The organism is Candidatus Thiodiazotropha sp. LNASS1, assembly GCF_964212655.1.
Classification (GTDB): Bacteria; Pseudomonadota; Gammaproteobacteria; order Chromatiales; family Chromatiaceae; genus Thiodiazotropha.
Genome location: NZ_OZ156465.1, coordinates 1836328 through 1848422, shown reverse-complemented (window position 1 = coordinate 1848422; position 12095 = coordinate 1836328). Strand labels below are relative to the sequence as shown.

The 12095-nt window shown below is 51.3% G+C and carries 15 protein-coding genes; 12 read left to right on the top strand and 3 right to left on the bottom strand.

From position 1 onward, the window contains the following. The first annotated feature begins 159 nt into the window (after positions 1–159). From hisB to tatC, 9 genes are all read left to right on the top strand, one after another. Positions 160–753 (top strand): imidazoleglycerol-phosphate dehydratase HisB, encoded by a 594-nt coding sequence (gene hisB, locus AB8516_RS08060; protein ID WP_369163245.1) that lies wholly within the window; start codon positions 160–162, stop codon positions 751–753. A gap of 18 nt (positions 754–771) precedes the next feature. Beyond that, on the top strand, positions 772–1416 hold the full coding sequence (gene hisH, locus AB8516_RS08055) for an imidazole glycerol phosphate synthase subunit HisH (protein WP_369159677.1): 645 nt from the start codon (positions 772–774) through the stop codon (positions 1414–1416). Between the two features lie 126 nt (positions 1417–1542). Then, positions 1543–2277, top strand: a complete 735-nt coding sequence (hisA, locus tag AB8516_RS08050; RefSeq protein ID WP_369159675.1) for a 1-(5-phosphoribosyl)-5-[(5-phosphoribosylamino)methylideneamino]imidazole-4-carboxamide isomerase — start codon at positions 1543–1545, stop codon at positions 2275–2277. A 27-nt stretch (positions 2278–2304) separates the two neighbouring features. Further along, a complete protein-coding gene (hisF, locus tag AB8516_RS08045; protein ID WP_369159673.1) occupies positions 2305–3075 on the top strand; it encodes an imidazole glycerol phosphate synthase subunit HisF in 771 nt (256 codons plus the stop codon). Further along, positions 3072–3452, top strand: coding sequence for a phosphoribosyl-AMP cyclohydrolase (gene hisI, locus AB8516_RS08040; protein WP_069119956.1), 381 nt, complete (start codon positions 3072–3074; stop codon positions 3450–3452). The genes hisF and hisI overlap by 4 nt, the downstream gene beginning before the upstream one ends. 17 nt (positions 3453–3469) lie before the next feature. Next, on the top strand, positions 3470–3787 hold the full coding sequence (locus AB8516_RS08035) for a phosphoribosyl-ATP diphosphatase (protein ID WP_108292686.1): 318 nt from the start codon (positions 3470–3472) through the stop codon (positions 3785–3787). Positions 3788–3940: 153 nt separating this feature from the next. Next, positions 3941–4186, top strand: a complete 246-nt coding sequence (gene tatA, locus AB8516_RS08030) for a Sec-independent protein translocase subunit TatA (RefSeq protein ID WP_108292684.1) — start codon at positions 3941–3943, stop codon at positions 4184–4186. 38 nt (positions 4187–4224) lie between these two features. Further along, positions 4225–4563, top strand: a complete 339-nt coding sequence (gene tatB, locus AB8516_RS08025) for a Sec-independent protein translocase protein TatB (RefSeq protein ID WP_108292682.1) — start codon at positions 4225–4227, stop codon at positions 4561–4563. Positions 4564–4572: 9 nt separating this feature from the next. Further along, positions 4573–5697 carry a twin-arginine translocase subunit TatC gene (gene tatC, locus AB8516_RS08020; RefSeq protein ID WP_108292680.1) on the top strand — a complete coding sequence of 375 codons (1125 nt, stop codon included), beginning with the start codon at positions 4573–4575 and terminating at the stop codon, positions 5695–5697. Between the two features lie 75 nt (positions 5698–5772). Here the strand turns inward: tatC and AB8516_RS08015 are convergent, their stop codons facing one another. Next, positions 5773–6111, bottom strand: a complete 339-nt coding sequence (locus tag AB8516_RS08015; protein ID WP_069119989.1) for a pentapeptide repeat-containing protein — start codon at positions 6109–6111, stop codon at positions 5773–5775. Between the two features lie 188 nt (positions 6112–6299). On the opposite strand from AB8516_RS08015, the gene AB8516_RS08010 reads away from it, so the two are divergent. Then, complete coding sequence (locus tag AB8516_RS08010; protein ID WP_369159668.1) at positions 6300–7211, top strand: LysR family transcriptional regulator; 912 nt, start codon at positions 6300–6302, stop codon at positions 7209–7211. Between the two features lie 133 nt (positions 7212–7344). Then, positions 7345–8286, top strand: coding sequence for a sigma-54 interaction domain-containing protein (locus AB8516_RS08005; protein WP_369159666.1), 942 nt, complete (start codon positions 7345–7347; stop codon positions 8284–8286). A 30-nt stretch (positions 8287–8316) separates the two neighbouring features. On the opposite strand, the gene AB8516_RS08000 is transcribed toward AB8516_RS08005, so the two are convergent. Next, positions 8317–8880 (bottom strand): TIGR04211 family SH3 domain-containing protein, encoded by a 564-nt coding sequence (locus AB8516_RS08000; protein WP_369159664.1) that lies wholly within the window; start codon positions 8878–8880, stop codon positions 8317–8319. Positions 8881–9195: 315 nt separating this feature from the next. Here AB8516_RS08000 and AB8516_RS07995 point away from each other — a divergent pair, with 315 nt between their 5' ends. Next, positions 9196–9606 (top strand): hypothetical protein, encoded by a 411-nt coding sequence (locus AB8516_RS07995; protein WP_369159662.1) that lies wholly within the window; start codon positions 9196–9198, stop codon positions 9604–9606. Positions 9607–9745: 139 nt separating this feature from the next. Here AB8516_RS07995 and AB8516_RS07990 read toward each other — a convergent pair whose 3' ends face one another. Continuing rightward, positions 9746–12094: an ATP-binding protein gene (locus AB8516_RS07990; protein WP_369159660.1), complete on the bottom strand. Its 2349-nt coding sequence runs from the start codon at positions 12092–12094 to the stop codon at positions 9746–9748. Position 12095: the final 1 nt, after the last annotated feature.

Genomic DNA, 12095 nt, shown 5'->3' with positions numbered 1-12095 from the left:
CCACTAAAATAAGCGGTTTCTTATGAGTGTGGGCTCATGTGTGCGAGGCTCTCGACTGTGTATCGTTGGCCTCTGATCTGTCGTAAGGCTGTGTCGGGTGGATACAAGTGACAGCCACAGTTTTGTTAATATTTCTGATCGGACAATACCGGAGTCATTATAATGCAGCGTACCGCGCAGATTGAGCGCAATACCTTGGAAACCCAGATTACTGTTTCACTCAATCTGGATGGAACAGGTGAAGCCTCTTTTGATACTGGCGTCCCTTTTCTCGATCACATGCTGGATCAGGTTGCCCGTCACGGACTGATCGATCTCAGCATTACAGCGAAAGGTGATCTGCACATCGACGCCCATCACACGGTGGAGGATGTGGGTATCTCCCTGGGACAGGCCCTGGCCAAAGCGGTTGGCGACAAAAAGGGTATCTATCGTTACGGTCACGCCTATGTGCCTTTGGACGAGGCACTGTCTCGGGTGGTGATCGATTTTTCCGGGAGACCTGGCCTGGTCTACAATCTCGCGTTCGCAAGGGCACGCATCGGTGAGTTCGACGTCGATCTGTTTCAGGAGTTTTTTCAGGGACTGGTGAATCATGCCGGTGTGACCCTGCACATCGACAACCTGCGTGGCAGCAATGCCCACCATCAGGCTGAAACTGTGTTCAAGGCGTTCGGCCGGGCCCTGCGCATGGCGTTGGAGACAGATCGCCGGATGGCGCAACGAATACCCTCTACAAAGGGTAGTCTATAGCGGTTCACAGGTGTAACGATGACACAACGTATCACCGTGATCGACTACGGTATGGGCAATCTGCGTTCTGTCGCCAAGGCGGTTGAACATGTAGCGGCAGGCAATGACGAGGTTTTGGTCACTGACGATCCGGAACTGATCCTCGCATCCGACCGGGTAGTATTTCCGGGACAGGGCGCGGCCAGAGATTGTATGGCGGCAATCTCCGATCATCACCTCAACCGGGCCGTACTGGATGCCGCCCAGAGCAAACCCTTCCTTGGAATCTGTATGGGTCAGCAGGTGCTGCTGGAATTCAGTGAAGAGAATAACGGCACCGAGCTGATGGGTCTGATAGAGGGACGGGTGCGGCGATTCCCCGGGGGCACAGCGCCTGACGGCGAGGCATTGAAGATACCGCATATGGGATGGAATCAGGTGCATCAGGGCTATGATCATCCCCTTTGGACCGGTATCGGGCAGGATAGCCGCTTCTATTTCGTACACAGTTACTATGTCGATCCTGAACAACAGGCGCTGGTGGCCGCGACCACGGATTACGGTGTCCGCTTCGCCAGCGCCATCGCTGACAGAAATCTTTTCGCGGTACAGTTTCATCCGGAAAAGAGTGCGGATGCAGGATTGCAACTGCTGCGCAACTTCATCGGATGGAATCCGACATGATGGGTTTGGGGGTTGTACCTGAATCTCATGCTAACCAGGGATTCATAGTGCGGCAAGCCGCACCCGACCTAATAAATTATATGTAGGGTGCGGTTTGCCGCATCCAAAAGACATGGGAATGAAATCGTGCTGTTAATACCCGCTATTGATCTGAAGGATGGCCAATGTGTCAGGCTGCGCCAGGGTCGCATGGAAGATGATACCGTGTTTTCGGACAACCCCCTGGAGATGGCGACGCGCTGGGTTGAAGAGGGCGCTCGCCGTCTGCATCTGGTCGATCTCAACGGTGCCTTTGCCGGTGAACCGGTAAACGGGAGTGCGATCCGTTCCATCGCCAACGCCTACCCTGACCTGCCGATTCAGGTGGGTGGCGGGATTCGCGACGAAGCCACGATCGAGGCCTATCTGGGTGCCGGTGTCAGCTATTGTATTATCGGCACCCAGGCCGTGAAGGAGCCGGAATTTGTGGCCCGCGCCTGTAAGGCCTTCCCAGGGCACGTGATCGTCGGACTCGATGCCATTTCCGGCATGGTCGCCATCAACGGATGGGCCGAAGTCACCGACCAGGAAGTGACTGAACTTGCCCGGCGTTTTCAGGATGCCGGTGTCTCCGCCATTGTTTACACCGATATCGGCCGCGACGGTATGCTGTCAGGGCCCAATATCGAAGCAACAGCTGCGCTGGCGAATGCGATTACCATACCGGTGATTGCTTCAGGTGGAATCACTCATATTGGTGATATCGAGGCGCTTTGCAAGGCAGATACGACAAATATAATGGGGGCAATCACCGGTCGGGCAATCTACGAGGGCACACTCGATCTGGTGACCGGCCAAAAGCTGGCGGATGAACTATCGTAAAATTCACTATTCAAAATTAGAGACATCATGTTAGCCAAACGTATCATCCCCTGCCTCGACGTGGATGCCGGCCGTGTGGTCAAGGGCGTGAAGTTTGTCGATATCCGCGATGCCGGTGATCCGGTCGAGGTGGCGCGACGTTATAACGAGGAGGGTGCCGACGAGATCACCTTTCTCGACATTACCGCCAGCTCAGACGATCGCGAGACCATTGTGCACGTTGTCGAACAGGTGGCCAGCGAAGTCTTCATTCCTTTGACCGTCGGTGGTGGGATTCGCTGTGCGGACGATATCCGACGCATGCTCAATGCGGGTGCCGATAAGGTGGCCATCAATACCGCAGCGGTCTTCAATCCAGAGTTCGTCAAAGAGGCCACCGAGCGGTTCGGATCGCAATGTATCGTGGTGGCGATCGACGCCAAGCAGGTGAGTGGCGAGGGTGAACCCCTGAAATGGGAGATCTTCACCCATGGCGGGCGCAAACCGACCGGGCTCGATGCCATTGAATGGGCGCAACGCATGAGTGACTATGGTGCCGGAGAAATTCTATTGACCAGTATGGATCGGGATGGCACCAAGATCGGTTTTGACAATGCACTGACGAGGGCGATTGTCGATAGCGTGCCGATTCCGGTGATCGCGTCAGGCGGTGTCGGCAATCTGCAGCATCTGGTGGATGGCGTAAAACAGGGAGGGGCGGATGCCGTATTGGCGGCCAGCATCTTTCACTTTGCCGAATACTCGGTCGGCGAGGCCAAACGGTATATGCGGGATCAAGCCATTGAGGTGAGGTTATGAGTTGGCTGGACGCGGTGAAATGGGATCGTGACGGTCTGGTGCCGGCAATCGCGCAGGAAGTCGGTAGCGGCAAGCTGCTGATGATGGCCTGGATGAACGCCGAGGCATTGCGACTCACCAAGGAGAGCGGACATGCTGTCTATTGGTCCCGCTCCCGGAAGAAGCTTTGGCACAAGGGCGAAGAGTCCGGGCATCAACAGAGAGTGCAGGCGATCCGGATCGATTGCGATGGCGATGTGATTCTGCTGGAAGTGGAGCAGAAAGGCGGTATTGCTTGTCATACTGGCAGGCATAACTGTTTTTATCGCGAACTTCAGGATGATGTCTGGGTGGAGGTGGAACCGATACTCAAAGATCCCCGTGAAATATATGATTAATCGTATGAGGGTGTTTCATGAGTGACGTACTGCAACAGTTGGCTGAGATTCTGGAACAGCGAAAGCAGGCCGAGCCCGACAGCTCCTATGTGGCGAAATTGTATGCCAAAGGGCTCGATGCCATCCTGAAGAAGGTCGGCGAAGAGGCGACCGAAACAGTCATGGCGGCCAAGGACGGTGACCCGGAGAAGATTGTCTATGAGACCGCCGATCTTTGGTTTCATACCCTGGTGTTACTGGCTCACCAGGGATTGAGCCCAGCGCATGTGCTGCAGGAGCTTGAGCGTCGTTTCGGTCTTTCGGGGCTTGAGGAGAAGGCGCAACGGGTCGAATAGCTCTGGAGACAGAAGGTCGTTATCTGGGGTATGATCCCAGTCTTGATCAGACAATATATCGCCCCTGAGGGCGGATATGATGAACACATAACAACCTGAAGCCTTGATTCGGGTTAAATTATATGCCGGCAATGCCGGTGAGTGGAGAAGATTATGGGTTTTGGTGGTATCAGTATCTGGCAACTGTTGATTGTTCTTGCCATAGTCCTGCTGTTGTTCGGCACCAAGCGGTTGAAAAATATCGGTTCCGACCTGGGCGGGGCCATCAAGGGATTCAAAGGCGCGATGAAGGACGGTGAAAAACAGGAAGAGAATAAGGCCAATGAGCAGATTGAGAAATCGGAGTCGGGCACAGTAGTCGATGGTGAAGTCACCTCCAAGGAGAGTGACAAGAGCTGAAAACCCGGTTTCGCACTCTGGATTGATGAGAAAATACCATGTTTGACGTTGGTTTCTGGGAACTGACAATCATCGCCCTTGTGGCATTGATAGTGATCGGTCCTGAACGTCTGCCCAAGGTTGCCCGCACGGCGGGTTTGTGGCTTGGCCGTGGGCGCCGGTTCATTGCCAATGTGAAGGCTGATATCGATAAAGAGATCAAGGCGGAAGAGCTGCGGGAGGTCATCGAGAAACAGGCAACTCTCGCCAATCCGGTCCATGAGATCGTTGAGGAGACCCGGAAGGATCTCAATGAGATCAAACAAGAAACAGCCACGCAGGTAAAACAGAGTCAGGATGCTCTCGAAAGCCAACAAGAGTCCGACAATAAAAGCTAAGCAATAGAGATGTCGGCGCAGAACACCCCCGATACCACAACCAAGGAACAGCCCCTGGTCTCCCATCTGATCGAATTGCGCGATCGTGTGTTGCGCATGGTGCTGGTCGTGCTGGCAGTATTCCTGGTGCTGTTCCCTTTCGCCAATGACCTCTACAGCGCCATCGCGGGTCCGATGCGCGCAGCACTGCCGGAAGGCAGTACGATGATCTCCACCAAGCCCATCGATCCCTTTCTGATACCCTTTAAATTGAGTCTGCAGCTGGCGATATTCATTGCGGTACCCTTTATCCTCTATCAGTTTTGGGCCTTTGTGGCCCCTGGTCTCTATCGCCATGAAAAGAAGCTGGTCATGCCGCTACTGGTCTCCAGCACTTTGCTCTTCTATCTCGGAATGGCCTTTGCCTATTTTGTCGTCTTTCCTTTGGTATTTACGTTTTTGGCCGGCACCGCGCCCGATGGCGTCGAAGTGGCGACCGATATGGGTAGTTATCTCGATTTTGTGATGACCCTCTTCTTTGCCTTCGGGGTCGCATTCGAGGTGCCGATTGCAACCATTATTCTTGTCTGGATGGGCATCACCACACCGGAAAAGCTGCGCCACAAACGCCCATTTGTGATCGTTGGGGCCTTTGTGGTCGGTATGTTTCTGACTCCGCCGGATGTCATCTCACAGACCTTGCTGGCCCTGCCCATGTGGGTATTGTTCGAATTGGGCCTCATCTTTTCTAAAGGTTTTGTCAACCGTCCCAAGGAGCACACCGATAATCTGCCTGATGAGGCGGTGGCCGCATCGGCCGCACCAGACGGGGAGGAGTATCACGGGAAGCAGCAGGATGATGTGGTCGGCAGGGATATCGATCCCGCAGGCGACTATGTGGATCCGGACCGTTTCGTGCCCCTTACCGATGAGGAGATGGAGGCAGAGCTGGACGCCATCGAGACGGATGAACAGGAAGAGGCCGAGACAGAGATCGACAGTGGCGAGAGTAAACTCCGGCAAGTGCAGGAATACAGAGACAGCGGGGAAGTGGAAAAGGCCAGGGAACTGCTGTATGAACTACTTGAGGAGGGTAATGCGGATCAACGCCTGGTGGCAAGGAACATCCTTGCCCAAATCGACTCAGACCACTGACTGCCCTTGATCGTCCGCTTTCCGGTTCTCGATTCAGAGTGAATCAGCCAAGAATCCGGCTTGATAATTGGCGGATCAACGATTGCGCAGGCGCGTACCGTGCACCAGTGAAAGTGTGATCTCCTCGGCAGAGAGTGTCGATGCGAAATAGGTGCCCGAAATCTTTGCGCTGTTTATGCTTGCACCTTCAAGATTGGTTTCGCTGAGATTAAGTCCCCGCAGGTCTGCATGGCGCAGATAGGCGCCGGACATATCCAGGTCTCGCGCATCCATGTCCCTTAAATCGATGCCTCTTAAATCGGCATTCCGCAGGTCGCACGTCTCACCGGCGGCTCGTCGTTGATTGAACTCCTGGACTTTCCCCTCTTTAAGAAGTTGATACATGGGGTCCTGTTTCAGCTGGGGCTTCTGCATGGATACCTCTGTTTATTTACCTGTAGATAGTGTTGGAACAATCTTTCCATTCCGGTCCAGCGGTTAAGAATAGCGAAATCTCGGGTCATATTGCGAGTCGATCCGATAAATAGCGCTATTTATTTATTATTGCCATTGGTAGCTCTTACATCTAGTATTGATTTACTTAATACTACTGGATGGCTGACATGGCTGGAACACCACAGATTCATTATAAGCAAAACCGGTTGAAGCAACTGCGTGCCTTTTGCCATGCGGCACAGACAGGGTCGATCAGTGAGGCAGCGGAGAGACTCTATTTGAGTCAGCCGACAGTTTCACTGCAGATCCAGGCACTTGAGCGTGAATTGGAAACGGTTCTGTTCGAGCGTAGAGGGCCGAAAATCAAGCTGACGCCGGAGGGGGAGACCCTTTATAAGCTTTCCCAGCCCTTGGTGGAGGGGATGGATAAACTGCAGGAGACCTTTGCCGCCTCTTGTGGAAAACTCGAGAGCGGTGAACTGAATATCGCTGCGGGCGAATCAACCATTCTGTATATCCTGCCTGAACCCATTCGTCGATTTGCCGAACGCTACCCGGGGATCAGGGTGAAACTGCACAATGTGACAGGGCGCGATGGCATGGCCATGTTGAGAGCGGATGAGACGGATCTGGCGATAGGCTCGATGTTGGAAATTCCTGACGATGTGACCTACCAGCCTGTGGTCAATTATGCACCGGTTTTGATTACGCCGCTTGACCACCCCCTGGCAAAAAAGGAGTCGATTCAGCTACATGATATAAGTCCCTATGGGCTTATCCTGCCACCCCACCATCTGAGTACATGGAGAATGGTGGATCTGGTATTCAAGCAGCATAATGCCAACTACAACGTCACACTAGAGGCCGGTGGTTGGGAAGTGATAAAAAAATATGTCGAGATCGGTCTGGGTATATCCATCGTGACGGATGTCTGTCTTACAGGCGAAGAGCAGATCTCGACCATTCCGCTGGGTGAGTACTTTCCTGATCGCAGCTACGGGATCGTATTGCGCCGTGGTAAGTTTCTGTCACCACAGGCGAAAAGATTCCTTGAGATTGTGAAAGAGGTGTTTAACTAACAGGCCCCAGATGCCAAACGGTCAACAGTCAGGGAGTTTCAGGATGCACCGTTGGAGGGAAGGGGGTTCCCAACCTGTTTTCCTCAATGGGAAAACTGTTTTACAATGTCGTGGAACAGCTATGGAGACGGTTATGTTAGGAAAGGCCCCTGAATTTCAGTCCTTGCTAAGGGCAATGCGCATTGTATCAGTGACGGATGCCACAGTATTGGTTTCCGGTGAGAGCGGGACTGGTAAAGAGTTACTGGCACAGGCGCTGCATCGGAACAGTCGACGGCGCGACAAACCCTTCGTAACTGTCAACTGTGCGGCACTGCCGACGCAACTGGCCGAAAGCGAGCTTTTTGGTCACCGCAAGGGTGCTTTCACCGGTGCTTCCACCGACAGTATCGGAAAAGTACAGGCGGCCAATGGCGGTACCCTTTTTCTGGACGAGATCGGCGAGTTGCCGCTGGCGGTTCAGGCGAAATTATTACGCTTTTTGGAGACAGGGGAGTGTCAAACCGTCGGTAGGGCGAATAACCAATGCGTCGATGTACGGGTAATCGCTGCAACCAACCGTGACCTGAGCCGGTTGATCGATGACGGTGGCTTTCGCAGGGATCTCTACTACCGCCTGCATGTCGTGCCCCTCGAATTGCCACCTTTGCGGCAGCGACCGGGTGATGTGAATCTGCTCCTCTCAGGTCTGACCGCTGAACTGGCGGCAAATTACAAGCTTCGTCCACCGGTCTACAGTAAGGCAGTGATGAAATTGCTGAACAGTTATCATTGGCCTGGCAATGTACGAGAACTCAGGAATTTCTCCGAGCGTATGTTGATCCTGTTCTCCGGCCGTAAAGTCGAAACGGAAAATCTGCCCCAAGAGTTTCGCGCAACCCCAAGCCAACATGCATCGGCTGACGGAACCTTTCAGTTGCCTGATCAGGGTCTCAATATGGATGAGCTTGAGGCCAGCTTGATCGAACAGGCATTGAATAAAACCTTCGGTAACCGCAGTAAAGCGGCAAGAATGCTGGGGCTCAGTCGCGATACACTGCTTTATCGGATGAAAAAATACGCCATCGAGTGTTGAACGGCTGGTCGGCTGCCTGGAGCGTGGCAGCTAATAGATACGATAACCGCCGTGGCGTTTTCGACTGCGATAGTCGAACAATGCGATGCCCGCAGTAATTCCCAGCACAAAACTGATACCGGCTGCAATCAATCCCCAGTTCAATGGTATGGCGGAATGCATCTGGCTTTGGCTATTGCGAAGCACCTCATTTTCCTGCTGTATCCTATCCAACGCGGCGATGACTCCTTCCGTATTCGCCAACTGATCCTGCAGTTCAGTGTTGGCCTGCTGTTCCTGCTGTTTAAGATTCTCAAGCTCGTTCCGGGTTTTCTTCAGATCGGATTCACTTTGTTCCAGACTCGAAGTCAGTGCTTGATGTTGTTGCTGGAGTTCGATCAGTTGGGTGCGTGCCGGCTTCCGTTCGATAAGGAAGCCGGCCTTGGTCCAGCCTTCAGTACCATCCTTTGTGCGGACCTTGGCGAACAGGCCCTCTTGTTGCAATAGTTCAAGTTCAGCGCCGCTATTCAGACGTTGCAGAAGTTTGCCCTTGGAATTTATCAGCTCAAACAGGGAGAGTTGCAATTCATCCGTAACATACCTGGTTTCCGCCATTGCGGTGTGATTGCAGCCAATCAGGCACAGTCCAAAAATACAATTTCTAATGCACTTCATTCAATCCATCCCTCGAAGCGACGGCGAGCAATGAAAATATATGTGGGGGTGGTGCGAGATTCTTGATTCAATCCCGTTCCCGCTACACGTCGAGATAACGGGTCTGAGGATAACCAATAGAGTGGCTTCTTGCCAGTGTCGAATTGGCACTTTTTCGATCTGGCGGTAACAAGTGCCCCATTCAGTTTTCGTTCAGCATCGGCGGCATATTCTGTAGTTGAGTCTTGACAGATATTGATCACGGGAGAAACTACCATGAATTTAGTTCGTACTACACTGATTGCTGTATCGCTTAGCCTTGTTATGGCGGCACCGTCATATGCCGGAGGTTCACACAGGGGAGATTATTGCGACCATAAAAAGGTGCACAAGATCGAAAAGCGAATGGATCGGCAATATCACAGAATCGAGCGTGGTATTGACAGAGACAGACTGACTCACAAAGAAGCAAAGCAGCTCAAAAAGCGGTATCGTAAGATACGCCGCTTATCACGGGAGTATCGGGACGATGGTTACTTATCTCGCAGCGAGTATAACCATTTGACGCGTAAATTGGACAAGAACAGCCGCTTGATCAGAGAGTATATGCGTAATGGCATTGACCGCTATATTGCCTATCATGATGAATACTCTTCACATCGCCACAACAGATATCACTGGGATTGATCTCTGTAGCCGCGCAGTTTCTTGTCCATATCAATCCCACCAAAATCCCGGCTGATGTCGGGATATTGGTGTGCTGAAAGATTTGTTGGTATCAGAATATTGGGAATGAATACCTTGCGTTGTACATCGTATGGATCAATCAATGTTTTACCTTATTAGAAAAGTATTGCCTGAATTGGTCTGTTTGCTCTAATAATGCGGTGACACATCGGTCGATCTGATCCGATTGTACTGATTTTTGTTTTAATGCCGTTCTCAGGGTGACTGCTTCCTCGTATATTGAAGAGGCACCACTCGTGCTGGCCGAACCTTCCAGCTTGTGGGCTGTTTGGTATAGGGCCGTATGGTCCCCTGCAGAACAGGCCTCTTTCAAAGCGGCTTCACAGCCTGGTAGCATTTCAAGGAATTCATCAAGTATCAGTTCTGCAGTCTTATTGTCATTTGCGACACTGGCCAGTGCCGTCTGTTGGTCATAGATGGCTGAATCGCCGTCGATCTTTGAATGGGGCAATTGCTCATCTGCCGGATTGTACAGGTGCCCTGTCCATTTACTCACGATTCTATAAAGCTGATCAGGTAGATAGGGTTTTGTCAGCAAGTCATCCATTCCTGCATCGAATACATCCTCTTTTTTTTGAGGCAACACATGAGCTGTAACGGCAACGATCGGTAGCTGTCTTGAATCATGTGTCTCACGAATTTTTCTGGTTGCCTCAATGCCACTCATTTTAGGCATTTCCAAATCCATGAGGATGAGATTGAATTCCCGGCTGTCGATTGCTTCCAGGGCCTCTAATGCGCTTGTTGCCGCAACTACTTGCGCACCTTTTTTGAGTAGCAGTGCCTTAGCCAATGTCAGGTTCACATTACTGTCATCAACAACAAGAATAGTCAACTTATCGAAAAGCGAGTCTGTGTTGTCGATACCATCCGGTGGTACAAGCAGATTTGCCGTAATATTGGGTATGTCTGGTAATTGCTCAATGCCTTCTGCCTTCTTTGCCGTATTCAGATGAATACGGGTAACGAAAGTCGATCCTTCGTCAGGCTTGCTGGTTAATGTTATTTCACCCTCCATTAGATCAACAAGGCGTTGAGCAATAACCAAGCCGAGACCGGTTCCTCCATAATTACGCGTGATTGAGCCATCACACTGTTGAAAAGGTTGGAAAAGCTGGGACTGCTGTTGTTGGCTGATACCGATACCCGTATCACTGACAGTGATGAGAATTGTAACCTCATCGCCCTGTTGATCTTCTTTATCTATCTTGATGCTGATGCTACCCTCGTCGGTGAACTTTATTGCATTGCCGACCAGGTTGATGAGTACCTGGCGTATTTTGGCAGGGTCTCCATAGAGTAGTGGTGGTACATCATCAGCAACGGATGATGTGAGGATGATACCTTTCTCCAGGGCCTTGGGGGCAAATAGTATCTCAACACCATGGGCCAGGTTTTCCATGACGAAATTACTGTACTCCAGGGTGACTTTGCCAGCCTCCATCTTGGAAAAGTTGAGTATGTCATCGATGATTTCAAGTAAGCCTTGAGCAGAACTGATGATAATGTCTGCGTACTCTCTCTGCTGATCATTCAAAGTTGTTTTTTTCAATAAATGCCCGAAACCAATGACACCGCTCATCGGTGTGCGAATCTCGTGGCTCATGGTGGCCAGAAAGTCACTCTTAGCCTGGCTGGCGGCCTCAGCTTCATTCTTTGCAGTATTCAACTGATGTGTTCTCTCGGTCACCTGGCGTTCTAAATCCTGATGATATGCCGATAGTTTACTGTCATGCCTCTGAATGCGGTCAAGCATGGCATTAAAGCCATCGACCAAACTTCCCAATTCATCGTTACTCAGCCGTTTTGCACGGTGGGAAAAATCTCTCTTGACTGCGATCTTCTTCATGGTGCGAAGCAGTTGTTGTACAGGCCTTGAGATCACTCTTTGAAAACGATTGGAGAGCCAGAATGCGAACAGCATAGAGACAATGAATACACCCAGAACCATAAGTGATTGATGAAGCAGGAGGGAATGGGCCCTACTCATATCGCCGACAATATGCAGATAACCAATATTCTCGCCATCGAGTAAGATCTTTTCTTTGATTGCAACCAGCTTAAAATAGGAACCAATCCCTGATCTGTTATCACTGAAATCCAAGGTGGATTTGTAATTCTCTGATTGGTATCTGGCAAAGGACTCGCCGTTATTGAGAAAAATAGTGGCTTCAACAACATCCTTTTGTGTTGACAGTGTGGACAATATATCTTTAGCGGTACTTTGATCATCGAAGGTGATGGCAGCACTGCTGTTTGCACCGAGTAATATGGCAAGAGATTGCAGGCGGGTCGCAGTTTCTCCTCGGGCGGAGTTTATCTCAACTATCATGAATAATAATAAACTGAGCAGCAGAACAGATGCTGTCGTTACCAGAATGATGGCTTCAAGCTTGTGCTTTATTGAGGCATTTCGTAATAGATACATA